23 protein-coding genes are annotated in these 23319 nt (G+C 54.1%); 19 read left to right on the top strand and 4 right to left on the bottom strand.

Annotated features, from left to right (window positions below; translation table 11 throughout):
* Positions 1-143: 143 nt before the first annotated feature.
* Positions 144-389, top strand: coding sequence for an AbrB/MazE/SpoVT family DNA-binding domain-containing protein (locus tag ELR57_RS19550; protein WP_126960765.1), 246 nt, complete (start codon positions 144-146; stop codon positions 387-389).
* A gap of 340 nt (positions 390-729) precedes the next feature.
* Complete coding sequence (locus tag ELR57_RS19555) at positions 730-1842, top strand: aminotransferase class I/II-fold pyridoxal phosphate-dependent enzyme (RefSeq protein WP_158630083.1); 1113 nt, start codon at positions 730-732, stop codon at positions 1840-1842.
* Between the two features lie 30 nt (positions 1843-1872).
* Here ELR57_RS19555 and ELR57_RS19560 read toward each other — a convergent pair whose 3' ends face one another.
* Together ELR57_RS19560 and ELR57_RS19565 are read right to left on the bottom strand one after the other, a co-directional pair.
* Positions 1873-2181 (bottom strand): Rieske (2Fe-2S) protein, encoded by a 309-nt coding sequence (locus ELR57_RS19560; protein ID WP_126960767.1) that lies wholly within the window; start codon positions 2179-2181, stop codon positions 1873-1875.
* Positions 2178-3059: a DUF2161 family putative PD-(D/E)XK-type phosphodiesterase gene (locus ELR57_RS19565; RefSeq protein WP_126960768.1), complete on the bottom strand. Its 882-nt coding sequence runs from the start codon at positions 3057-3059 to the stop codon at positions 2178-2180. The genes ELR57_RS19560 and ELR57_RS19565 overlap by 4 nt, the downstream gene beginning before the upstream one ends.
* A 216-nt stretch (positions 3060-3275) precedes the next feature.
* On the opposite strand from ELR57_RS19565, the gene ELR57_RS19570 reads away from it, so the two are divergent.
* The 6 genes from ELR57_RS19570 (at position 3276) to ELR57_RS19595 (ending at position 9211) form a co-directional block, all read left to right on the top strand.
* Complete coding sequence (locus ELR57_RS19570; RefSeq protein ID WP_126960769.1) at positions 3276-5171, top strand: PrkA family serine protein kinase; 1896 nt, start codon at positions 3276-3278, stop codon at positions 5169-5171.
* 159 nt (positions 5172-5330) lie between these two features.
* Positions 5331-5828 (top strand): hypothetical protein, encoded by a 498-nt coding sequence (locus ELR57_RS19575; RefSeq protein ID WP_126960770.1) that lies wholly within the window; start codon positions 5331-5333, stop codon positions 5826-5828.
* Positions 5829-6013: 185 nt separating this feature from the next.
* Positions 6014-7207: an ornithine--oxo-acid transaminase gene (locus ELR57_RS19580; protein WP_126960771.1), complete on the top strand. Its 1194-nt coding sequence runs from the start codon at positions 6014-6016 to the stop codon at positions 7205-7207.
* Positions 7208-8142: 935 nt separating this feature from the next.
* Positions 8143-8676 (top strand): accessory gene regulator ArgB-like protein, encoded by a 534-nt coding sequence (locus ELR57_RS19585; protein WP_126960772.1) that lies wholly within the window; start codon positions 8143-8145, stop codon positions 8674-8676.
* A complete protein-coding gene (locus ELR57_RS19590) occupies positions 8673-8798 on the top strand; it encodes a cyclic lactone autoinducer peptide (protein ID WP_126960773.1) in 126 nt (41 codons plus the stop codon). The genes ELR57_RS19585 and ELR57_RS19590 overlap by 4 nt, the downstream gene beginning before the upstream one ends.
* 17 nt (positions 8799-8815) lie before the next feature.
* The gene (locus ELR57_RS19595; protein WP_126960774.1) at positions 8816-9211 is read left to right on the top strand and encodes a LytTR family DNA-binding domain-containing protein; all 396 of its coding nucleotides are present in this window, start codon (positions 8816-8818) and stop codon (positions 9209-9211) included.
* 101 nt (positions 9212-9312) lie between these two features.
* Here the strand turns inward: ELR57_RS19595 and ELR57_RS19600 are convergent, their stop codons facing one another.
* Both ELR57_RS19600 and ELR57_RS19605 read right to left on the bottom strand, forming a co-directional pair.
* Entirely contained in the window at positions 9313-10206 is an 894-nt protein-coding gene (locus ELR57_RS19600) for an SDR family oxidoreductase (protein WP_126960775.1), read from the bottom strand.
* Between the two features lie 53 nt (positions 10207-10259).
* On the bottom strand, positions 10260-11657 hold the full coding sequence (locus tag ELR57_RS19605) for a SpoVR family protein (protein ID WP_126960829.1): 1398 nt from the start codon (positions 11655-11657) through the stop codon (positions 10260-10262).
* Positions 11658-12141: 484 nt separating this feature from the next.
* On the opposite strand from ELR57_RS19605, the gene ELR57_RS19610 reads away from it, so the two are divergent.
* The 11 genes from ELR57_RS19610 to ELR57_RS19660 all read left to right on the top strand — a co-directional run bounded on the left by ELR57_RS19610 (position 12142) and on the right by ELR57_RS19660 (position 23251).
* A complete protein-coding gene (locus tag ELR57_RS19610) occupies positions 12142-13566 on the top strand; it encodes a transposase (protein ID WP_126960776.1) in 1425 nt (474 codons plus the stop codon).
* A 786-nt stretch (positions 13567-14352) separates the two neighbouring features.
* Complete coding sequence (locus ELR57_RS19615) at positions 14353-14700, top strand: Na-translocating system protein MpsC family protein (RefSeq protein WP_158630084.1); 348 nt, start codon at positions 14353-14355, stop codon at positions 14698-14700.
* A 303-nt stretch (positions 14701-15003) separates the two neighbouring features.
* Positions 15004-16281, top strand: a complete 1278-nt coding sequence (locus tag ELR57_RS19620) for an acetylornithine deacetylase (RefSeq protein WP_126960778.1) — start codon at positions 15004-15006, stop codon at positions 16279-16281.
* A gap of 25 nt (positions 16282-16306) precedes the next feature.
* On the top strand, positions 16307-17437 hold the full coding sequence (locus ELR57_RS19625; RefSeq protein WP_126960779.1) for an LLM class flavin-dependent oxidoreductase: 1131 nt from the start codon (positions 16307-16309) through the stop codon (positions 17435-17437).
* The gene (locus tag ELR57_RS19630) at positions 17434-17844 is read left to right on the top strand and encodes a RidA family protein (protein ID WP_126960780.1); all 411 of its coding nucleotides are present in this window, start codon (positions 17434-17436) and stop codon (positions 17842-17844) included. Before ELR57_RS19625 ends, ELR57_RS19630 begins: the two co-directional genes overlap by 4 nt.
* A gap of 30 nt (positions 17845-17874) precedes the next feature.
* Positions 17875-18426, top strand: coding sequence for an NADPH-dependent FMN reductase (ssuE, locus tag ELR57_RS19635; RefSeq protein WP_126960781.1), 552 nt, complete (start codon positions 17875-17877; stop codon positions 18424-18426).
* 68 nt (positions 18427-18494) lie between these two features.
* Positions 18495-19190, top strand: coding sequence for a thiaminase II (gene tenA / locus ELR57_RS19640; protein ID WP_370452307.1), 696 nt, complete (start codon positions 18495-18497; stop codon positions 19188-19190).
* A 50-nt stretch (positions 19191-19240) separates the two neighbouring features.
* Entirely contained in the window at positions 19241-20146 is a 906-nt protein-coding gene (locus tag ELR57_RS19645; RefSeq protein WP_238162611.1) for an ABC transporter ATP-binding protein, read from the top strand.
* Positions 20143-20886, top strand: coding sequence for an ABC transporter permease (locus ELR57_RS19650; RefSeq protein ID WP_126960782.1), 744 nt, complete (start codon positions 20143-20145; stop codon positions 20884-20886). The genes ELR57_RS19645 and ELR57_RS19650 overlap by 4 nt, the downstream gene beginning before the upstream one ends.
* Before the next feature lie 18 nt (positions 20887-20904).
* A complete protein-coding gene (locus tag ELR57_RS19655; RefSeq protein WP_238162612.1) occupies positions 20905-21915 on the top strand; it encodes an ABC transporter substrate-binding protein in 1011 nt (336 codons plus the stop codon).
* A 16-nt stretch (positions 21916-21931) separates the two neighbouring features.
* Positions 21932-23251, top strand: a complete 1320-nt coding sequence (locus ELR57_RS19660; RefSeq protein WP_126960783.1) for an amidohydrolase family protein — start codon at positions 21932-21934, stop codon at positions 23249-23251.
* Positions 23252-23319 lie beyond the last annotated feature (68 nt).

Here is a 23319-nt window from a genome sequence, read left to right on the forward strand (position 1 = left end):
TCCGACCAATCTTTACACAATTTTAAGCAAATCGACTAACTATAGAGGATATGCTCGGATGATGGCGAAGTTAGTACGAGTACAACGGTTTCTATTAGGAAAACCAACTTAGATTATTGCTTGAAAAACGAGGAGGAACTGTTTTGAAGCCCGCTGGTGTTGTCCGTAAAGTAGACCAACTTGGTCGAATCGTATTGCCTAAGTCTCTGCGCAAGAGATATCAAATGAACGAAGGAGATCCTGTCGAAATTCTCGTGCAGGGTGACCATATCATCTTGGAGCGCTATCGTCCGCGTTGCGTCTTCTGCACTTCCATGGACAACGTATCGGAGTTTAAGGATCGCTATGTCTGCGGAGTCTGCATGAACGAGATGCAAGGCATGCTCTAATCGATATAAGGCAAAAATAACACCGCCCCTTTCGTCGGATCGACGGGAAGGGGCGGTGTTTGTTGTACGAAGGAGGAGCATTCAAAGCTGAATTACATCCCTGCGGTCTTGTCCTCGTTATAAGCGGCGGTCAAGATGGCCGTCAGGAGGATAACGAACACGAGAATAACGATCCAGAAATTATGTGTTAATCCCAGAAACATTTTCCACACCTCCACTTAACTTCCTTTATTATACCCAAGACAAGCCAAAAAGAAAACGCAAAATGTTGACGCCGCCTCGCATAGACTACTAACGGAGCCAGATGTCGCTGCCGCTGGAAGATGAGGAGGGCATGACAATGGGCGAAACGATTAATTGGATGGGCGGATGGCCGAAGGAGGGCGTGGTGTCGGCCGCCGAATGGGAAGAGCGCTCGGGCAGGTACGCAGAACGGTCCCGAGAGCTGCTGGAGCAGGACGCCGAGAGCCTGAAGGAAGCGCTGGCCGGAACGGAGTTGCTGCCTACTTGGGGAACCCGGACGGAGCGGATGATGCTTGCGCCCGGCGCGGATGCGGCAATCGACTGGATCATTAAGCGTTGGCTTCAGCCGGGCGACGCCGTGCTGGTCGAGAGGCCGACGAGCCGCTTCGCGCTTCAGGCATTCCGCAGGGCTGGCATCATTCCCCATGCGGTGCCGGGAGACGGACTGGGCCTCGATCCCGACGAGCTGGCGGAATCGATCCGGCAGCTTCACCCGCGGCTCGTGTATGCGGCCCCGGATTGCACCGATCCGGAAGGGCGGGTGTGGGGCGAGGCAAGAAAGGAATTGCTCTTGCAGATCTGCCGGGAGGAAGACGTCGCCGTTCTGCTGGATGAGCGCCAAGCGCTGCTATGCGAAGCGCCGCCTCGCGGTAAATACGCTTCGGGGAGTGCGAATGCCGGCCTGGAAGGAGTCGTGTTTAGAGTAGGCGAATTCCCGCCGGGAATGGTCGCGGGGCTGCGGCTCGGCTGGATCTGCGCGCACGGCGAGGACGAGAAGATCCGGGAGCTGCTTCCGACGCCGGCGGTTCGGCCGGAAGCGATCCCTCCAACCGATCTGGCTGCCGTTCTTGGGCTTCTGCAGGAAGGAATCGAGCCCATCGTGAAGACGATGAAGTTCATTTATCGGGCTAGGACGGGGGCGCTGGTCGAATGCCTCAAGAGACAGCAGCTGGAAGGGGTTGGCTGGAACGAGCCTCAGAACGGAATGCATCTGTGGATCTCCCTGCCCGAAGGGCTGGACGCGGACGCTCTGCTTCGCGCCGCTTGGATGAACGGTTTGCTGTTCCAGCCGGGCGGGGCCTTCTACGCGTCGGATCCGGATCGCTTCAAGCTGAGGGCGACGGCGGTCCATACCGAAGAGAGGCTGATCCGGCTCGGCGTTCAGAAGCTGGGGGATACGATGGCGGATTTCCTTGGCCGTTGGGGATAAGGCTTGTCTTGCCCAAGAAGGCTGCCGGATTCAATAGGCATCCCCGATCGCATAGAGAATGCCTTCTTGGAGCTCGACATCCTTGCGCACCAATCGCTCGTCCCGAATGTTCAGGCAGTCTCCGGACTGCTTGTCGAAGGTCCAGAAGTGCAGCGGGCAGAAGAAGAGCTCGCCCGTCCATCGGACTTCCCCTCCCGCATGGGGACACAGCGCCATGAGCAGCTTGTACCGATTCTCCTCCCCGCGGACAAGCCAATAAGGAATTCCGTCCACGAGCACCTCGGCGGGGAAGGTCTTAAAATCGTCGATCGGGCCAAGCGCAAAGCGGGTCATGGTCATGGTTGGTCAGCTCCTCCTGTCGTTATCCCGTCGTCCGAGTGGGCGGCGGCTTCGTCTCTTGCCGTCCAGCCCGAGGCCCATTCGAATCGGGCGGTCCAGACCTGAGTCACCTCGGCGAATTGAGCCAATCCGGAGACGCCTTCCGGGGCGATCGAATAGACGCCTCGTTCCACTCGGCGAAACCATCCGTAGTAGTTGTCGCGAAGCATGGACGCCGCATTCGGGCAGCCGGTCAGCTCGCGAACCCGCTTGGGCGACATCGGTCCCCCGCAAGCCAAAGCCAGCGCGCATTGAATCGAGCGCTCGCGATACGCGGTTACGAGCTTGCGCTTGGAGCTGCCGCCGACGTTGTAGTCGCCGCTGCGGGCTTCGAATTCCTGCAGAAGCTTCTTCGCTCCCCGGCGGGTGCGCCCGCCTTCCTTAACGACGTAGGAGCCTGCTGCGGTCGCCTCTGCGACCAGGAGCTCCTCGGATCGAAGCGGAGCCGACGCGGGAAGAAGCTCGGCGCCGTCCCGGGGCTGGCGCCAGATCTCGATGACCGGCTTCTTGGTCTTGTAGAACGTAACGGTCATAAACCCGAGCTTCAGCCTTCCGCATAGGGAGGAGAGCTCATGGAACCGCTGGTTATGGGCGCCCTTCTTCGTCCGGTTCCGCTCGACGGCGAGCCACACCTCGGCGCCCGTGCGCTGGCGTTCCAATCCCTGCAGCAGCAGAGGGAGCGTGAACGTCTTCTTCATCTCCACGATGATCAGCTTGGAATCGGCCGGACGAAGGGCGACGAGGTCGCACCCGCGAACCTCCGCCTTCACCTCGTAGCCGAGAGAAACGAAGTGGGCTTTGAGCGGAGGGTACAGCTCGGTCTCGCGTTCGATAGCCAACGTGCTTCTCTCCCTCCATTACATTTTCTTATTATCGAATTATATCATGGAACGCACCAAACGTAAGCGAGGCGCGGCTTCCAACCTGACACGCCGTTGCCATGGGACGTCCTGTGGCGTTTTCATGGGCTTTTCCGGGCAATTTCGTCCTCTGCTCCGCATAGGTATGTAGTACGTTTCGTAACGGGAAGGGACTAGGGTAGAGGAGGTAGCGGCATGGATCTATTCAGACGTCTCGCGGAGTATCGGACAGAGAGCGAGAAACTAGCTTGGTCCGGAACTTTCAGGGATTATATCGCTTTGCTGCGCCGCGATCCGGCTCCGGCGATGACCGCGCATGCCCGGGTTTACGACATGATCGTATCGCACGGCGTAGAGGAGATCGGCGGCCACAAAAGATATAAGTTTTTCGAGAGGGACATTTACGGGCTTGACCGAACGATGGAGAAGCTGGTGGAGGAGTACTTCCATTCGGCGGCTCGCAGGCTTGACGTGCGCAAGCGGATCCTGCTGCTCATGGGGCCGGTCAGCGGCGGCAAGTCGACGATCGTCACGATCCTGAAGAGAGGCCTCGAGCAGTTCGCCCGAACCGAGCGGGGTGCCGTTTATGCGATTGATGGCTGCCCGATGCACGAGGATCCGCTGCATCTGATCCCCCACGAGCTGCGTCCCGACTTCGAGAAAGAACTGGGCATCCGCATCGAGGGCAACCTATGCCCGTCTTGCCAGATGAGGCTTCGCACGGAATTCAACGACGATATCGAGAATGTCCCGGTCGCGCGCGTGCTTCTCTCCGAGGAGAACCGGGTCGGCATCGGCACCTTCAGCCCGTCCGATCCGAAATCGCAGGATATCGCCGATCTGACCGGCAGCATCGACTTCTCGACGATCACGGAATTCGGCTCCGAATCCGATCCGCGCGCCTACCGCTTCGACGGGGAACTGAACAAGGCCAACCGGGGATTGATGGAGTTCCAGGAGATGCTCAAGTGCGACGAGAAGTTCCTGTGGAACTTGCTCTCGCTGACGCAGGAAGGGAACTTCAAGGCGGGAAGGTTCGCGCTCATATCCGCCGACGAGCTGATCATCGCCCACACGAACGAATCCGAGTACAAAGCGTTCATCTCCAACAAGAAGAACGAAGCGCTGCAATCGCGGATGATCGTCATGCCGGTTCCTTATAATCTGAAAGTGTCGGACGAAGAGAAAATCTACTCCAAGCTGATCGGCCAATCGGATATGAGCCATGTCCACATCGCGCCTCACGCGCTTCGTTCCGCCGCCATTTTCTCCATTCTCACCCGCTTGAAGGAGTCCAAGAAGCAAGGCATGGACCTCGTCAAGAAGATGAGGCTCTACGATGGGGAAGAGGTCGAGGGCTTCAAGGAAGCCGACCTGAAGGAGCTGCAGAACGAGCACACGGACGAAGGGATGTCGGGCATCGATCCGCGCTACGTCATCAACCGGATCTCCAGCGCCTTGATCAAGCACGATCTTCCGTGCATCAATGCCCTCGACGTGCTGCGCGCGCTGAAGGACGGGTTGGATCAGCATCCTTCGATCACGAAGGAAGAGCGGGAGAAGTACTTAAACTTTATCGCCGTCGCTCGCAAAGAATACGACAGCCTGGCCAAGAAAGAAGTGCAGAAGGCGTTCGTTTATTCGTTCGAGGAGTCGGCACGCACGCTGTTCGAGAACTACCTGGACAATATCGAGGCGTACTGCAATTGGGCGAAAATGAAGGACCCGCTGACGGGCGAGGAGATGGATCCGGACGAGAGGCTCATGCGCTCCATCGAGGAGCAGATCGGCGTCTCCGAGAACGCCAAGAAGGCGTTCCGCGAGGAGATTCTCATCCGTATCTCCGCCTACTCCCGCAAGGGCAAGAAGTTCGACTACAGCACCCACGAGCGGCTTCGCGAGGCGATCGAGAAGAAGCTGTTCACCGACCTGAAGGATATCGTGAAGATCACGACCTCGACGAAGACGCCGGACGAGAACCAGCTCAAGAGAATCAACGAGGTCACCAAGCGACTGATCGACGAGCACGGCTACTGCCCGGTCTGCTCCAACGAGCTGATGCGGTACGTGGGGAGCTTGTTGAATCGGTGAGGGTAGGGGAAAACAAAACGGCGAACGCCTTGACCATAGGTCGAGGCGTTGGTTGTCTTGTTATGATTTAGAACAGTTTAAGGAATTACCAATATTAGTTATACTGTGAAGTGTTGGTAATTGTAATGAGAATGGTAATAGGAAAGTTAGAGGTGTAATATGTTAAACTCATTAATAAAAATAATCTCTACATGTAGCTTCGATGATATTTATTTAAGCGGTTTTATTGATCCTGAAGAGGAAGATGTTGTAGAGTTTACTCCTTGGAGTCATTGTTTATTTTTTGAGTTTGCAGCACAATTAATAAAAATTGAATCTGTTGATCAATATTCTAAGCTTCGCATCACATATTCCACTAATTTACTGACCGATGTTGATATGGATGATTTTGTTCCGTCTAAGGCAAGAATAAGTTACCTTATTTTTAAAAATCCATTAGCTAAAAACAAGATAATCAGAATGGAATTTTATGAGCTAGAGGAGCAGATAGATCAACTAATATGTGACGCTTTAAAAATACAATTACAGAACAACCAAGTCCTTTTTTTGGACCCTTCTTACTTGGCAATAAACATTGGAGGGTTAGAGGTGGAAGAGGAATGGCTTCATAATTCGAAAGAAGAATACCAACCAAAATCCACTGTAATAGAAGTATAGTTAAAACTATTTGCCACATGCGAGTAAAACAACTCCATGTGGTTTTTTGTTTCCTTCGTTTAAGCAGGCGGTTCATACAAAGGAATAATTCTACAAAATCCCCCTCAAGAATAAAGTGTTAAATAACGGTAAACGAAGGAGCTGTAAAGGCACCGACAACGAAGACGAAGGTGAGATGAGCTTCTATGAGTCCGCGAGAAGATGCGATGGAGACGACGGATCGGCTGGGCGCTCGCAATTATCATCCTTTGCCGATCGTGATCGCGAGAGCGGAAGGAGCCTGGGTGGAGGATCCGGACGGTCAGCGTTACCTGGATATGCTTAGCGGCTACTCGGCCTTGAATCAGGGGCATCGGCATCCTCGGATCATCGAGGCGCTCAAGGCTCAGGCGGATCTGGTGACGATGACGTCCCGAGCCTTCTATAATGAGCCGCTCGCCGAGCTGATGAAGGCGCTGACCCGCTATTGCGGCAAGAACATGATGCTGCCGATGAACACCGGGGCGGAAGCGGTCGAAACGGCGGTGAAGGCGGCGCGCAGATGGGGCTATCGGAAAAAGGGGATCCCGGAGGGAAGTGCGGAGATTATCGTTTGCGAGGGTAATTTTCACGGTCGGACGCTGCTTGCGACATCCTTCTCCACGGAGCCGGCCTATCGGGATCGCTTCGGGCCCTTCGTGCCGGGAATCACGGCGATTCCGTACGGCGATCTGAAGGCGCTGGAGCGGGCCATTACGACGAACACGGCTGCCCTGCTGGTCGAGCCGATCCAGGGGGAGGCGGGAATCGTCATTCCGCCGGACGGCTACCTTCGGGGGGCGGCCGAACTGTGCAAGCGCAGCCGGGTGCTGCTGCTGGCGGACGAGATACAGACCGGCTTCGGCCGAACCGGCAAGCGCTTCGCCTGCGATTGGGAGGGCGTCGCTCCGGATGTCTATATCCTCGGCAAGGCGCTTGGCGGGGGAGTGCTGCCGGTATCGGCGGTCGTCGCCGACCGGGACATTCTCGACGTGTTCGAGCCCGGTTCGCACGGCTCTACCTTCGGGGGGAACCCCCTAGCCAGCGCGGTCGCGGTCGCGGCCATCAAGGTGACGAAGGAAGAGAGGCTGGCCGAACGTTCTCTAGCTCTAGGGGAGAGACTTCTCCGGCAGTTGCAAGGCATTCGGCATCCGGATATCGCGGAGGTTCGGGGCAGGGGCCTCTTCATCGGCATCGAGCTCAACTGCCAAGCTCGGCCCTATTGCGAGATGCTGAAGCAGATCGGGCTGCTCTGCAAGGAGACTCATGACAGGGTCATTCGGCTGGCTCCCCCGCTTGTCGTCTCGGAAGCCGATCTGGACTGGGCGGTGGAACGGATCAAGCATGTGTTCGCTTCGTAAAATTGGATTTGCTTCTGATTTTCTGTGATTATTCGTAAACAGGGCCGCAGACTCTCGAAAGACTCGAGAACTGCGGCTATTCTTATTTCTGTGACCCATCCCGTCGAATTTGCACCATACCGTTAACGCAACTTGCTTAGGTCCGAAGTCGTATTTTATCGAATTATGGGCTAAATAGGGATGAGAAATGCCATTTTCAGGCCTGTTGGTCAGAAATAATGATATGAAAAATGTTGCATCATTGGTAAAATGGGACTATCAACTGTAGGTTGCGAGGGATCGTATGTCGTTCATCATGTTTATTGCTGCCTCCATGCTCGAGTATATTTCGTTTTTTATTTTTGTAATGGTTTTGTTCCGTTTTTCTGTGAAGGAAAATATTTTTAAATTCGTACTTGGTGCATTGATTCTTGCTTTCGTGTCGAATACGATTCAAACTGAGTCTTTGCAAGATATATCGCCAGTAGTTAACGTTTTTATCTTAATTTTTTTAACAATTATCATTCTTAGAGTAAGGTTGTTTCACTCCTTCATCATGGTCGTAATCGTTTACGTAGCTGTGGCTCTAGTTCAATGGTTGTTGTATGCGATTTTGATCTATTTTAAAGTGTTTAATGATTTTGTTCCTTATACGAAATCAGGCTATGTACTTCAAATCATTTCATCATTGTTTGTTTGCTTAATTTCTGGATTTATCTATTTGAGTAAAGGCGGATTCAGCTACATTCAATCAAGCAGCCGATTTTATAAAGATTCGATCAAAGGTAATAAATTGTTTTTTATATTCTTGGTATTAGGCTTAATAATCCTGTTCATTGTCAATATTTTGTATATGACATCTTTTAAATTGATCGATTCGGTTTCAATCGTTGCTATTTCTATCATTGCGGTTTTGTTTATTCTAGTCTATTTCTCAATAAGGAAGGAACGATAATATGATCGAGAAATTAGCTCTTTCTATCGCTACTTCTATTAAGAAAGTTGAAGCAGAACAGACCCCAAGCATAGATGTAATGAAGTTCTCTCTTATTACAATCTTGCACACGTTGTTTACTATGATAATTATCGTAATTGTAAGCTTTATATTAGGTGAACCTTGGGTTACTTTCTATGGTCTTCTTTACTTTATGATATTACGCTTTTTCTCTGGAGGATATCATTTACATTCTTCCTTATTATGTACATTGCTTTCTGTATTTTTAATGTGTACCGCTCCATTTATTCCTTTGAACAATCAACTAATTATATTCGGAAATGTCTTTAACATTATCATGATGGCGGTTTTTGCGCCATCGAATATCAAGGGCTATGCCCGAATCCCGGAGAAATATTTTCCTATTCTCAAGTTGGTTTCGATTGTGATAGTAGGGGTTAACCTCTTTATTTTGAACCCAACACTCACAATTGTTTCCATATTCCAATCAGTACTTCTTTTATTTAAAAATGGAAAGGAGGTTGAGCAATCATGAAAAAGCAAATGGCATTGGGGATTGGCAAGGTTCTTGGTTTGGTTGCGGTTGTAGTTGCAAGCACGGCATGCCTGTGGATCATGCACCGTCCGGAGATCCCTGCTGAACTGAAGCGCGCATAAGAAGTGGAGGGAGCGTAATGTCTACCTTTCACCTGTTGGATGCGAAAGGTCAACCGGCCGAAGTGAATCTCGATGAAGTACTCTACATTCGTCCGACCTCTAACGGCCCGGAATTCCACACCAAGCAGGGGGTATTTTTCTACCCGACGACGCTTGAAGAATTTCAGGCTCTGCTGGGCGAATCCGGCTTCGAGAGATTGGACCGCGGCAATCTCGTCAACATGACGCATGCCAAGTCATTCGACAAGAAGTCGCGCAAAGTGTACTTCGAAGAAGCTTGGACTTCTGGCAGTTTCTTCGCAACCGTATCCGAAGCCAACATGCACAAGGTTATGCACCTGGTCAAAGAGGATTCGTCCGAATACCAAGCATCACCGAAGTCGTCTCTGTTCTGGTCGAGGAGTAGAACATAACAACACAGACGTCCGGCATCTATGTTTAGACGTGTACTTATCGGAAAGAACCCCTCAAGCCTTTACCTTAGGCTGAGGGGTTCTTTTCCTTTGACTGCTGGTTATCCGTTCACGATCTCTCCGCCGTTGACATGAAGGACTTGCCCGCATACGTAAGACGAATCCTCGCTCGCCAGATAGACGTAGGCGGGAGCCAGCTCGTCCGGCTGTCCGGCTCGTTTCATCGGCGTCTCCGTGCCGAACTTGGACACCTGCGTCTCGTTGAAAGTAGAAGGGATGAGAGGTGTCCAGATCGGGCCGGGGGCGACGGCGTTCACTCGTATTCCCTTGCCGATCAGATTAAGGGCGAGAGAACGGGTGAAGGAGACGACCGCTCCCTTGGAGGCCGAATAGTCGAGCAAGATCGGGTTGCCTTTGTAGGCCGTAATCGAAGCCGTATTGATGATCGTTGCGCCGGACTTTAGATGCGGAAGCGCCGCTTGGGTCAGGTAGAACATGCCGAACACATTCGTGGCGAACGTCTTGGTCAGCTGCTCCGGCTTGATAAGTTCCAGGCCGTCGACCGGATGCTGCTCGGCCGCGTTGTTCACGACGATGTCCAAACGGCCGAGATATTGAACGGACCGGTTAAGCGCATCCTGGCAGAACGCCGGGTCTCCGATGTCTCCGGCCATCACGATGCACTTTCTGCCCTCCTGCTCGACCTGACGCTGCGTCTCCTTCGCATCGGTGTATTCGCTGAGATAGACGATGGCGACGTCCGCGCCCTCCTTGGCGAAGGCAATGGCGATGGCGCGGCCGATTCCGCTGTCGCCCCCGGTAATGATGGCGGCTTTCCCAGACAGCTTGCCGGCAGCCCGGTAGACCGGAGACTCCGATTCGGGGGTCGGATACATATCGCTCTCCAGTCCCGGCTGATGATCCTGATGCTGCGGCGGGAAGTGATCCGGTCTGGCCGGGGAAGCCCATCCCGGTTGGTCGTTCGGAATAAACATAGGTCGTAATCCACTCCTTTCCTACGGAGTAGATTACGACCATATGGCCATTTTTAAACATTCTTGCGAGTGGTCTTCTTGCCGTCGCAGCTGAAGAGAACGGGTTTGCCCTCGACGCTGGTCTCCAGATGGACCGGTTTGCCCCAGAGCTGAACGACGAATGGCATCGTGCGCTCGATGTACTTGAGGTCCAGCTCCGAGCCTTCGTAGCGATGGGTCAGGTACAGCTCCCCGTTGCGCTGATAATCGCCGTCGGTCACGACGAGGTAGGGGAAGCCGCCGTTCACCCTCGAATACACAAGCTGATCGCGAATGCTCTCCCACGTCTTATCGGTGATCGTCCAGTCCGGTCCCTTTTTCTCGAAAACATACAGATCCAGCTCGCCCGTCAGTTCCTTGGTCAAGTAATTGCGCAGGAAGGACGGGTCCGAATCGAGCTCCCGAACCTCGAAGATCTTCTCGCGTCCCCATCTCCTCTCGATGTCCTCGAAGATCTTGACTCCCAGATAATACGGGTTCAGCGAGCTGCGGGAAGGCTGAACGACCGCCGAGTTGAGCTTAGCGTACTCGATCGTCTCCTCGCTCGTCAGATTCAGCTCCCGGATGATCCGCTGATGCCAGAAGGTAGCCCAGCCTTCGTTCATGATCTTCGTCTCGATCTGCGGCCAGAAGTAGAGCATCTCTTCGCGCAGCATGGACATGATGTCCCGCTGCCAATCGGTCATATAGGGAGAATACTCCTGGATGAACCAGATGAGGTCCTTCTCCGGCTCGGGAGGGAAGCGGCGGGCTTCGGAAGGGGCGGTCTCCGCTTTCTTCTCCGAGTTCTCTTCTCCCAGGGACCACAGGTCGTCATAAGGAGTCGATTGGCCGCTCTTGTTTCGGCGTTCCTTCTCCGCGCGGCTCTGCATCTCCATGTATCTTCTTTTGTCCAGCCCCTGAGGCCTTACGATTCCGGGATCGACATGCTCCTGAATGGCCATGACCGCATCGAGGAACTTCTCGACTTCGTCGCTGCCGTATTCGAGCTCGTATTGGCGCACCCGTTCGGCCGTGGCGGACATGCTCTCGACCATGTTGCGATTGGACGCGGAGAAACGGGCGTTATTCTTGAAGAAGTCGCAGTGGGCGAGCACGTGGGCGACGATCAGCTTATTCTGGACGAGCGAGTTGCCGTCGAGCAGGAAGGCGTAGCAGGGGTTGGAGTTGATGACGAGCTCGTAAATCTTGCTGAGGCCGAGATCGTATTGCATCTTCATTCTATTGAAGGTTTTGCCGAAGCTCCAATGGCTGTAGCGGGTCGGCATCCCGTAAGCGCCGAACGTATAGATGATATCGGACGGACAGATCTCGTACCTCATCGGATAGAAATCCAGTCCGAAGCCTTGAGCGATCTCGGTGATCTCCGCAATCGCCGATTCCAGCTCGTGTTGGTCGTCTAGATGCGACATGTACATGGCCGTTCCCCCTCGCAGATGGCAATAGTACTACCACGCTATGTATATGCGGGAACCGGATAAGTCGTGACAGGTGGACGAGGGGGAACGCTTCAACTTATCCCGGCGACGAACTTGCGTTCCGGAGAGAGGTCGGGGGCATACGTCAACCGAAGTTCTTTTGGGAATGTAATTGATTTTTCGAGTTTAATTGACGAAGAAGGACGGGAATTAAGATTCTATTCGAAAAATCATATATAAACAGGCCGCATAACGAAAAATACCAGTAATGTATGCGATTTTTCATATACAATGAGCCAATTTATCGGTTTCTAGAGAACTGGACAGTGAAAAGTTCTCGCTAAAAATGGTCGCATAGCAAAATAACCCAATCAGCGATTCTGTGGTATCCTTAAGGTTCTCAGGCCAGAAAGGAGAGCAGATCGCTAGATCGGGTTACTCTGTTAGTTTACCCGATTTCGTCGCGACCGACCATACTATGTTGAAATTTATCAATGAAATTTTATCTGCCTTTCGTGCTTGTTTCTCACGCGCCGCCGCCTTCGAGTGGTTCGTTGTCATCGTTGTCGGTTTGATGGTCCGTGCCGATCATCTCGGCGTCACTTCCATTGTCCGGGATTTGGCGCTGAATCCGCGTCATTACGAATCGATGCTTCATTTCTTCCGTTCTTCCGCATGGTCGCTGGAATCACTGCGACTGGCCTGGCAGAGGGTCGTTCACCGTTTCGCTCCGCTTCTGCGTGTGCGCGGACGAGTGGTGTTCGTCGGCGACGGCGTGAAGCAGGCCAAGGAAGGACGGCATATGCCGGGCGTGAAGAAGCTGCACCAGGAATCCGAAAATGTCGCCAAGGGCGAATACATCTTCGGTCATCTGTTCGGTGCCATCGGCATACTGGCGGGCACGCGGCACAAGTGGTTCTGCCTGCCCTTGTTCCTCAACTTGCAGGACGGCGTGAAAGCCATCTTCAAGTGGACGGGTGAACCCGAGGAGCGCCAGGGCTCCCATGTTGTGCAGATGATCGAGCAAGCTTTCGTCGCCGCGCGTACCTTTGGGGAAGCGCTGCTCCTGCTGGATCGGTATTTCCTGTCCATTCCCGCGCTGCAGCGGCTGGCCGAAGGCGATGGATCGATGCACATCGTCACGAAAGCCAAAATGAATGCCGTCGCCTACGAAAAGCCTGCACCGAAGAAGCCGGGGCGCGGACGTCCGCCGAAGAGAGGCAAGATGCTGAAACTGGCCGAGTTGTTCCAAACACGCGCAGCCGATTTTCAAACCGCCGCCGTGACGCTCTACGGCAAGGAAGAGACCGTATCTTTCCTGTCCCTGGATTTGTTATGGGGGCTGGGCCTTTACCAGGAACTGCGCTTTGTACTCGTTCGACACGGTGATCGCCTTGCCATTCTCGTCAGTACCGATCTGTCGCTTACGGCGGCGGAGATCGTCGAATTGTATGGCTACCGGTTCAAGATCGAATGTACGTTTCGGGAAATGAAGCAAGTGATCGGCGCGTTCGGCTATCGCTTCTGGAGTACGTCGATGCCCAAGGTGAATCGTTTCCGCCGCAAAGGCGAAAGCGATCCGCTGGAGCAAGTGACGAGCGAGTCGGATCGGCAGCGGATTCGGTTGACCCTTCAGGCGATCGAAGGCTTCGTCATGTGCAGCGTCATCGCCACGGGCATCGTACAGTTGATCGCTCTACGCTTTTCCGGTCAAACGCCTGCACTGTTCTTCCGTTATTTGCGTACGCCGTCCAAGTCCATCGTCTCGGAGGCGACGGTAACGGCATACTTGCGCAAGTCGATTTTTCGCCTGTTTGCCCAAAATCCACAGTTATCCATAACGAAAATAATCCGTTCCAAGCAAAATTCGTCCGATTTTGACGCCAATTCAATGGCTTCTTAAGCTTTAGAACTTTTTACTGTCCAGTAATTTTAATGATTATGATTATAGTCCCTTAGTTAGATGGATAGAAAAAGATAAAGTTATAATAGGAAGAGAAAAATTAATTATTTCAACTAAGCAAACATTTGATTTTCGAAAGGCAAAAGTTAAATTTAGAGAGATGCCACCTCAATCATAAAAATACATTATTCGACAAATATGATGGTTTTCATGCAAATTTTTATTACTTTTCACCCAGATGTTGCAGGGCCATTACGCATACTACGGGATGGCGGGAAACATGAGGTGTCTGAACAAAGTCTATGCCGCCGCTGTTACCTATTGGCGTAAAGTGCTGAGCAGGCGAAGTCAGAAAAGCTATGTAACTTGGGAAGAATACCGCCACATTCGTACATTATTTCCCCTTAAGCGACCGAAACTCTTCATTCCCTACAATCGATTGAAGACCTACGCTATGCTGTGAATCCATTTCTGAAGAGCCCGGTGCGGGAAATCTGCACGCCGGGTTCTGTGGGGGTTCGGGCCACCAGTTGGGTGGCCCTTCTACCCAGAGGGGCTGAAAAAAATTCAGCCCTTTACTCTAGCAAAAGTCCAAAGTTAAGATATCATCAGGTTCGACACCTCATGTCATAAATAATTACATGAATATCGATTTTTTTGTCGATTCCTTCTTGTGCTTGATAAGACAGGCCTACTATAATATAGATAAAATTTATTAGGAATCCATAAATATTAATGGAAAATTATGTATATAACTTACAATATAATAACTTGGAGTTGAAGCGGATGAAGAGCAAAGAGATCAATGCTAAAGAGCTGGAACTGTCTAATTTTATCGCGCGCTTCTACAAGGACAACATTGGCAAAGGGCCACGCAACGTCGAGATCAAATTCACCGACAATATCATGATTTACTTCGTAGAGGGGCTCCTTACCCCGCTTGAGAAAAGCATTCTGCAAACGAACGGAGGCAAGGAAGTCGTCACTTCGGGGCGACTTCTTATCGTAAATAACTGGAAGCCGAAGCGGTTGGAAGCATTCGAGAAGATTGTCGAGAAGAAAATCGTCGATGAATATATCTCGCTGGATATCGATAAGGATCTTGCTATCGGGCTCGTGGTTTTGCAGAAGTAAGCAGAAGTGATGGTTAACTATCGATGTTATTGTTGTGTTAATTATTTGTAAAAATATGAGTGTTGACAGAGAATTAAATGTAATTTATATTGACATTACAACTTCATATCATCAAAGAACAAGGGTGATGAGCCCATGTTTGATATAAGATAACACGGGTGGTACTGATTGAACGATCGAGGACAAACCGTGACTAAATAGGTCCCTATTTAGACACGGTTTGTCCTTTTCTTTTTCACTTAGCCGCTCGCGATTATCTCCGATGTGAAGTCAATCTTGGAATGGGGGTTGAAGGAGAAACAAATGGAGACGACCTTGCAGGACATTCTGAAGCAAATCGATCTTAGACAGCAGGAGATGATCGATCTACTATGCGATTTGATCTCCTTCCGAACGCCAGCTCCGCCGGCCCGTAATACGCAGGACATTCAGCAATATATCGCTCAGTACCTCGAGCGGATCGGCTTCTCGATCGATCAATGGGACGTGTATCCGAACGATCCCAACGTCGTGGGCGTTCTGAAAGGAACCCGGCCCGACCGATACAATAGCCTCATCGTGAACGGCCATGTGGATGTAGCCGAGGTGAATGAGAAGGAAGAAGTGTGGGAGAGAGGACCTTTCACTCCGATTGTTAGGGACGGCGTCGTGATCGGGCGCGGAGCGGCAGACATGAAGGGCGGAGTCGCCGGCGCGCTGTTCGCGATCAAGCTTCTCCGCGAGAGCGGGCTGGAGCTTCCGGGAGATCTGATCTTCGAGTCCGTTATCGGGGAGGAAGTCGGAGAAGCGGGTACGCTGCAGTGCTGCAACCGGGGCTATGCGGCGGACTTCGCGGTCGTCGTGGACACCTCCGATCTGCACATCCAGGGGCAAGGCGGGGTGTTCACCGGATGGATTACCGTCAAGAGCGACCAGACGTTCCACGATGCGAACCGAAGAAGCATGATTCACGCGGGAGGCCAACTTGTCGGGGCTAGCGCCATCGAGAAGATGATGAAGATCGTGCAAGGGCTGCAGGAGCTGGAACGGCATTGGGCGGTGACGAAGAGCTATCCCGGCTGTCCTCCGGGCATGACGACCATCAATCCGGCCGTTATCGAGGGAGGAAGGCATGCCGCCTTTATCGCGGATGAATGCAGGCTCTGGATTACCGTTCATACCTATCCGAACGAGTCCTTCGAGCAAGTATCCGCAGATATTGAACGGCACATCCGGAATGTCGCGCTGGGAGACGTCTGGCTGAAGGATCACCCTCCGAGCTTTGTCTGGGGAGGCTCCTCCATGATCGAGGATCGGGGAGAGGTATTCCCGGCGCTGGAGGTGGACCCCGATCATCCGGGAGTCGCGATTCTGGCTGCCAAGCACGAATGCGTAACGGCCGAGGCGGCTTCCGTCGATGTCTCGCCAACGGTGACGGATGGAGGGTGGCTCGGTAATGCGGGCATTCCGACCGTGATCTACGGTCCCGGGGATCTGCGTCATGCCCATGCGGTGAACGAGCAAGTGTCGATCGGCCAATTAGTCGAATATTCGAAGGTTATGGTTTCCTTCATCTACGAATGGTTGAACACGCGGAAATAGAAACGGATAGCGGGGAGAGATGGATATGGCAGGATCGGCTCGAACTCTGGAATTGGGAGTGTTTATCCCGGTGGGCAACGGTGGATGGATTACGTCCACGAACTCGCCGCAGCTCCCGGCAACCTACGAATACAACAAGCAAGTAACGTTGCTTGCGGAGAAGCTGGGTCTCGACTTCGCGCTCAGCATGGCGAAGTGGCGAGGCTACGGCGGAGAGACGAACCATTGGGATGTGACGCTGGAATCGATAACGACCATGGCCGGTCTTGCCGAAGCGACGCAACGCATCAAAATTTGGGGAACCGTCCACATGATGATTTTCCCGCCGGCGATCGTAGCCAAGATGTCCGCAACGCTGGATCAAATATCGGGCGGCCGGTTCGGATTGAATCTCGTCTCCGGCTCGAACCCGTACGATTTGAGCCAGATGGGGCTCTGGAAGGACCTCAACCATGGACAGAGATACGATCTCGGGGAGGAGTGGATCAAGGTCGTTCGCCGGCTATGGACGGAAGATCGGGTGGATCACAAAGGGACTTACTTCGAGCTGAACGATTGCATGTCGTATCCCAAGCCGAGCCGACACCCGACGATCATCTGCGCAGGCCAATCGGATCGCGGCTTCCGCTTCACGGTTGAGAATTGCGATGTCGCGTTCTTCTGGGGCAGCGACGATCCCGCCAGCATCAAGCGGGCTCTAAGGGCTAAGGAAATCGCGAGGGAGATGAACAAGCCGGACTTCAAGACGAATGCGCTCGTAACGCTCATTCCCGGGCGAACCGACGAAGAAGCCCAGGCGCGGCTGGATCACTATAACGCCGGAGTCGACAAGATCGCCTTGGCTACTCAAGCGGTGGAGTACTCCACGGACGTAAGCGTCACCATCAACCAGGCCGCGCAGAATTTCCTTAAGCAGAACGAGACGTTCAGCGCCGTGCTGCCGGGAACGATGGCGGGATCGCCGGAGACGTTGGCGAAGCGGCTGGCTTACCTGGTGAACGAAGGCGATATCGATTCCGTTACGCTGATCGTGCCGGACTTTATCGGCGACCTGGAGACGGTCGGTCGCGAAGTTACGCCTCTGCTTCGGAAGTACGGCATCGAGACGTTCGCCGCCTCGAAGGCCGCTTCGGTCGAGGAAGAGGCTGCGAGATGAGGAACGATCATATTGTCACCTTCCCGCCGGAGTGGGAATGGGAGAGGAGCATGCCTCCCGCTTCAATTGTCCGCACGGGCAACACTCTTTATCTCTCCGGTCAGATCGCGTTGGGGCCGGACGGAACGATCGTCGGCGGGGACGATCTTAAGGCTCAATCCTTCCAGTGCTTCAGCAATATCCAGGCGGTTCTGGCGAGGGCCGGCGCGTCCATGAGGGATATCGTCAAGCTGGTCACCTATTACGCCTGCGATATGACGCCTGAAGCGGTGAAGGCTTATTGGGAAGTTCGAGGACAGTTCTTCGGCGACTACAGTCCGGCAAGCACGGGAGTGAGGGTGCATTCGCTTATCTATCCCGATTGCCTGATCGAGGTCGAAGCGATAGCCGTACTTCCATCCGAGTAATAACTTCAACAGGTAGAAGGGGGGATTTCCATGCCCAAGATCGCGATCGTATCCGGATGTTCTGCCAAAAGCTCAAGGCTGACGGGGCTCACGGATTATTGCTTGAACTACTTGCAGAGTCGTGGGATCGAGACCGAGGTTTTGTATCCGATCGATCTGCCGGCCGAGAGGTTGCTTCGCGCCGACTTCGCGGATCCTTCGATTAAGGAAGCCGTTGCCCTGGTTGAACGGGCTGACGCGGTCATTCTCGCCAGCCCGGTGTATAAAGCGGCTTACTCGGGGGTGCTTAAGCTGTTCATCGATATGCTTCCTCAGAAGGGCTTGCAGAACAAGAAGGTATTTCCTCTCTTCATTGGAGGCACCATCGCCCATCTGCTGTCGATCGACTATGCGCTCAAGCCGGTAATATCCGCGTTGGGGGGCACACATATTCTCCAAGGCGTATACGCGGTGGATCAATGGGTGAATCGGCTTGAGGCTGGCGGCTTCGAGCTGAAGGAGGAAGTTGTGCCTCGTCTGCGGGAAGCGCTGCAGAGCCTGCTTCAGGAGCTGGGCGAATCTCCGAGCCTGCAGCCCCAATAGGGAACGAAGAACGAGAATCACCTGAAGGCTTCGATGGATTGTCACGATTAAATACGAGGTGAGCTTATATGAATATGTTGGATAAATTCCGGACGAGCGGCTTCACCGGCAGATTGCATGCCGCGGCATCCCCGATCTGGAATGGAAGCCTGGACCATCCGTTCCTGAAGGAGCTGAAGGAAGGGACGCTGGATGAGCGCAAGTTCGCGTTCTTCCTGAAGCAGGATTACGTGTATCTGATTTACTACGCGAAGCTTTTCGCTCTCGGGGTTCAGAAGGCGGACGACCTGCCGACGATGGAGAAGTTCGCGGAGCTCGTCCATTCGACCTTGAACATGGAGATGGAACTGCACCGCAGGCTTTCGGAGAAATTCGGGGTGTCTCGGGAGGAGCTCGAGAACACGAAGCCGTCCTCGGTGACGCTGGCTTACACCCATTATATGTACGGAGTCGCCCAGAACGGCTCGCTCGCTGATCTGACGGCCGCACTTCTTCCCTGCACGTGGAGCTATTACGAGTACGGACTTCGGTTCTCGGCGATCGAGCAATCCCTCGAGCATCCGTTGTACCGCGATTGGATAATGACGTATGCGTCGAGCGAATTCGGAGAGCTGGCCGAGTGGCTCATCTCGCTTATGGAGAGGCTGGGCTCCGGGCTGCCGGAGGACCGCCAGAAGAAGCTGGAGGAGCACTTTGTTTACGCCTCGCGGTTCGAGCATATGTTCTGGGACATGGCTTACAACGAAATGATGTGGCTCGAGTAAGCCGAACGGGCCAATGGGCAGCGGCAAGAGTGAAGGAGGAGAACACGCTCATGAACATATCCCATCCTGCAGCAGCGGACAAGGGCGATTCCGCCGGAGCGACAGGCACGAAGGCGCCGCCCGCGCTGCTTGAGGTCGATGGAATGACCTTTGGCTACAATGTCGAACGAACCTTGCTTGATAACGTCAGCTTCCGCATTCAACCCGGAGAATTTGTATCGTTGCTAGCTCCGAGCGGCTCTGGCAAGAGTACCATATTCCGTTTGATCGCGGGGCTCCTCGAACCGCAGAGCGGCAGCGTTACGATTCGTTCCGGCCGTCCGGGGAAGGGCGGGAAGAACTCCCGTCTCGGCCAGGTCGGCTACATGCCGCAGAAGGATTGCTTGATGCCCTGGAGATCCGTTCTGGATAACGCCGTGCTCGGCATGGAGCTGCAAGGCGTACCCAGACGCCAAGCCATTGAGAAGGTGCGGGAGATGATGCCTTCGTTCGGACTTGCAGGCACGGAGAAGAAATATCCGCACGAACTGTCGGGAGGCATGCGTCAGCGCGTATCGTTTCTTCGTTCCGTCGTATGCGGAACCGAGATCATGCTGCTTGACGAGCCGTTCAGCGCCCTTGACGCGATGACTCGGGTCGATATGCAGGAATGGCTGCTCAGCGTCTGGGAGCAATACCGAAGCTCGATTCTGTTCATCACGCACGATGTAGACGAAGCGCTGCTATTGTCCGATCGCGTGCTCGTCGCCACCGAGTCGCCCATTCGAGAGCTTCACGAGATCGTGATCGACATGCCGCGCCCTCGCAGCTACGGCGATACGGTGGGCGAGATCTTCGCTGCGCGCAAGAAAAAGGTTCTGGAGCTGCTGCACTTCGGACAGACGTCCTCCTCCAATGCCAACCGGAGCAGCGCTCCCGTTCGGACGCAGCCTTCCCGAGAGGAGGGGATCGGATGATTCGGACATACGGACCGGTCGTACTGCTGATAATCGTTCTCGCTTTGCTCTGGGAGTACGGCGTTCAATGGTTTGACGTTCCCCACTACATTATTCCAACACTGTCCAGCGTCGCAACCGCCCTGTGGGAGAATAGGGGATCGCTGACTCACCACTTCGGCGTCACGCTCGGGGAAGCACTCATCGGCTTGGCCTTGTCCGTCGTGACGGGCTGTGCGCTTGCGATCTGGATGCACATGTCGAAGCTGGCACAGAGGCTGGTATATCCGCTGCTGGTCGCCTCGCAGACCATTCCGGTCATCGCGCTGTCCCCGATCCTGGTCATGTGGTTCGGCTACGAGATGGGAAGCAAGATCGCGATCGCCGTCCTGTTCTGCTTCTTCCCGATCGCCGTGGGAGCGAACGACGGCTTCAAGGCGGTCAACCGGGATATTCTCGAGCTGATGCAGACAATGGGCGGGAGCAAGATCGCGATTTTCTTCAAATTGTACGTCCCCAGCGCCCTGCCTTCCTTCTTCAGCGGCCTCAAAGTCGCGGCAACCTTCAGCGTCGCGGGAGCGACGATCGGGGAGTGGTTGGGTGCCGAATCCGGACTTGGCGTCTTTAGCAAGCGGGCTTCCGGCATGATGCGGGCGGATTCCGTGTTCGCGGCCGTCATTCTGCTATCCGTAATGGGCATTCTGCTATTCCTGTTCGTGAAGTGGTTGGAGAGCGTACTCGTTAAACCAAACAAGATTTAAGAATGAGGGGGAAGCCAGATGAAGACAAACAGACGGGCGCATTTTGGCAAAATGGGATTGGTATTGGCGGGAGCCGTGTTGGCCTTGAGTGCCTGCGGATCAAACGAGAGCAGCGAAGGCAGCGCGACGACGGAGCTTACCGTGTTGCTCGATTGGTATCCGAACGCGCTTCATACGTTTTTGTACGCGGCCGAGCAGCAAGGCTACTTCGAGGAAGCCGGCCTTAAGGTCGATATGAAGGTTCCCGCCGGAACGGACGATGCTCTGAAGCTTGTCGCGACCGGCAAGGCCGATCTCGCGCTGAACTATCAGATGCAAGTGGCGATCGCCCGCGCGGAGGATGTCCCCGTCAAGTCGGTAGCGGCGGTAGTGCGGCATCCGCTTAACCAATTGTTCGTGTCCGCTGATTCAGGCATCGCTTCCCCGAAGGATCTGGAGGGCAAGAAGATAGGCTTCCCATCGCTGCCGCTGGACCAAGCGATTGTGGACTCCATGGTGAAGAGCGATGGAGGAGATGCTTCCAAGCTGAACTATATCGATATCGGCTACGATTTGATTCCGGCGCTGACGATGAAGCGTGTGGACGCCATTATCGGCGGCTATATCAACCACGAGAAGCTTCTGATGGAGCGGGACGGAATGAAGCTGACGACCTTCGATCCTTCCCAATTCGGCGTGCCGGATTATAACGAGTCGGTTCTCGTTACCGGCGACGATACGTTCAAGAAGAAGGAGAAGGCGATCCGCGCTTTCTGGGCGGCAGCCGCCAAAGGCCAAGAGTATGTGGAGCAGCATCCCGAAGAGGCTTTGACCAACCTGCTAAACGAGCAGAACGCAGACTTCCCACTGGAGGAAGACGTCGAGAAGCAAAGCCTGGAGATGCTCATTCCGCTCATGAACGACGGCACGAACAAGTTCGGCTCGCAGTCGGAGGAGTCATGGCAGTCGATCATCGATTGGCTCAAGGAGACGGGAACCATTACCAAGGACCTGAACGTCAACGACGTATTCGTAGACCTGACGAAATAAGAGGGAGGCGGAACAGATGTCACGATTAATCATTCGCAACGGACTCGTTCTGACGATGGACGACGCGGGAACCTATTACGAATCGGGAACGGTCGTCGTTGAGAAGGACCGAATCGTCTCCGTCGCGGCGGGTTGCGAAGGCTATGAGCCGCGAGAGGGAGATCGGGTGATCGACGCGTCCGACAAGATCGTCATGCCGGGTCTGGTCGACCTTCATTACCACACGGCTATCGGCAAGGGGTATAACGATCATCTGCCTCTGTGGGAGTATCTGGATGAATGCTGGTACCCGCTCGTCCGGGCGGTCGACCCGGAGGCCGCCTATTGGTCCGCCTTGGCCAGCTATACCGAATCGATTAAGTCGGGCTGCACGACCGTCAACGATATGTACAGACAGCTGGACTCTCTGGCGTTGGCGGCGGAGCATATCGGCATACGAGCGGTATTGTCCAACGACGTAGCTCTGGAGGAGCATAACCTGGACACGCTGGAGGACAACCATAAGGCGTACGTGGCCAACCATGGCAAGGCAAACGGAAGGATCGAGGTTCTGATCGGAATCGAATGGCTGCCTCTCGCTTCCCCGGAATTGCTGAGAGAAGCCCGTGCGCTCGCCGATCAGCTCGGGACGGGCATTCACGTCCATCTTAATGAATCCCGCACGGAGGTTGATTTCTGCCTCGAGAAATTCGGAAGAAGGCCGACCGAGCTCGCTTACGAGACCGGCTTGTTGGGTCCCGATACGATAGCCGCTCATTGCGTCTGGCTCGACGATCGCGAGATCTCGCTCATGGCCGAGACCAGGACGCATATCTCCCACAATCCGAACTCTAACGCCAAGCTAGGGAACGGGATCGCGCGAATTCCGGAGATGCTCGCGGCCGGACTGAACATCGGTTTAGGGCACGATGCGGTCGAATGCAACAATAGCGCCGACATGTTCGAGGTCATGAAGTACGCATCGCTCCTGCAGCGCGCCAGTCGGATCGACGCCAGTCTGATGCCTGCCGACGATGTGTTGAGGATGGCGACCAGGAACGGGGCGAAAGCGCTTGGACACATGACGGGCCAACTGACCGCGGGGTACAAGGCCGACATCATTCTGATAGATACGAATAACGCCATGTTCACTCCGATGCTCCGCGACAATGCGGTCCATCTGAGCAGCCATCTCGTGTTCGCAGCCAATGGCAGCGTCGTGGATACGTCCATCATTGATGGCGAGATCGTCATGCAGGGGCGCATTCTGACCCGAATGAACGAGGAACAGATCGTCCGTGAGGCGAACGCCGCCTTCCGACGCATCAAGGATAAAATGGTCGTTGTCAAACGTTAATGGCCGTAGAATCCCCTCTCGCAATAGCGTCCGCCCTGCGGGAGGGGATATTATTCTCAAGTTTCGCC

This window comes from Cohnella sp. AR92 (assembly GCF_003990975.1).
Lineage (GTDB): Bacteria > Bacillota > Bacilli > Paenibacillales > Paenibacillaceae > Cohnella.

What these genes read in the sequence shown, in the direction of transcription:
- ELR57_RS19555 (WP_158630083.1), top strand. Translation starts at nt 730, where the DNA reads ATGGGCGAAACGATTAATTGGATGGGCGGATGGCCGAAGGAGGGCGTG.
- ELR57_RS19560 (WP_126960767.1), bottom strand. Translation starts at nt 2,181, where the DNA reads ATGACCATGACCCGCTTTGCGCTTGGCCCGATCGACGATTTTAAGACC.
- ELR57_RS19570 (WP_126960769.1), top strand. Translation starts at nt 3,276, where the DNA reads ATGGATCTATTCAGACGTCTCGCGGAGTATCGGACAGAGAGCGAGAAA.
- ELR57_RS19575 (WP_126960770.1), top strand. Translation starts at nt 5,331, where the DNA reads ATGTTAAACTCATTAATAAAAATAATCTCTACATGTAGCTTCGATGAT.
- ELR57_RS19580 (WP_126960771.1), top strand. Translation starts at nt 6,014, where the DNA reads ATGAGTCCGCGAGAAGATGCGATGGAGACGACGGATCGGCTGGGCGCT.
- ELR57_RS19585 (WP_126960772.1), top strand. Translation starts at nt 8,143, where the DNA reads ATGATCGAGAAATTAGCTCTTTCTATCGCTACTTCTATTAAGAAAGTT.
- ELR57_RS19590 (WP_126960773.1), top strand. Translation starts at nt 8,673, where the DNA reads ATGAAAAAGCAAATGGCATTGGGGATTGGCAAGGTTCTTGGTTTGGTT.
- ELR57_RS19595 (WP_126960774.1), top strand. Translation starts at nt 8,816, where the DNA reads ATGTCTACCTTTCACCTGTTGGATGCGAAAGGTCAACCGGCCGAAGTG.
- ELR57_RS19600 (WP_126960775.1), bottom strand. Translation starts at nt 10,206, where the DNA reads ATGTTTATTCCGAACGACCAACCGGGATGGGCTTCCCCGGCCAGACCG.
- ELR57_RS19605 (WP_126960829.1), bottom strand. Translation starts at nt 11,657, where the DNA reads ATGTCGCATCTAGACGACCAACACGAGCTGGAATCGGCGATTGCGGAG.
- ELR57_RS19610 (WP_126960776.1), top strand. Translation starts at nt 12,142, where the DNA reads ATGTTGAAATTTATCAATGAAATTTTATCTGCCTTTCGTGCTTGTTTC.
- ELR57_RS19615 (WP_158630084.1), top strand. Translation starts at nt 14,353, where the DNA reads ATGAAGAGCAAAGAGATCAATGCTAAAGAGCTGGAACTGTCTAATTTT.
- ELR57_RS19620 (WP_126960778.1), top strand. Translation starts at nt 15,004, where the DNA reads ATGGAGACGACCTTGCAGGACATTCTGAAGCAAATCGATCTTAGACAG.
- ELR57_RS19625 (WP_126960779.1), top strand. Translation starts at nt 16,307, where the DNA reads ATGGCAGGATCGGCTCGAACTCTGGAATTGGGAGTGTTTATCCCGGTG.
- ELR57_RS19630 (WP_126960780.1), top strand. Translation starts at nt 17,434, where the DNA reads ATGAGGAACGATCATATTGTCACCTTCCCGCCGGAGTGGGAATGGGAG.
- ssuE (WP_126960781.1), top strand. Translation starts at nt 17,875, where the DNA reads ATGCCCAAGATCGCGATCGTATCCGGATGTTCTGCCAAAAGCTCAAGG.
- tenA (WP_370452307.1), top strand. Translation starts at nt 18,495, where the DNA reads ATGAATATGTTGGATAAATTCCGGACGAGCGGCTTCACCGGCAGATTG.
- ELR57_RS19645 (WP_238162611.1), top strand. Translation starts at nt 19,241, where the DNA reads ATGAACATATCCCATCCTGCAGCAGCGGACAAGGGCGATTCCGCCGGA.
- ELR57_RS19650 (WP_126960782.1), top strand. Translation starts at nt 20,143, where the DNA reads ATGATTCGGACATACGGACCGGTCGTACTGCTGATAATCGTTCTCGCT.
- ELR57_RS19655 (WP_238162612.1), top strand. Translation starts at nt 20,905, where the DNA reads ATGAAGACAAACAGACGGGCGCATTTTGGCAAAATGGGATTGGTATTG.
- ELR57_RS19660 (WP_126960783.1), top strand. Translation starts at nt 21,932, where the DNA reads ATGTCACGATTAATCATTCGCAACGGACTCGTTCTGACGATGGACGAC.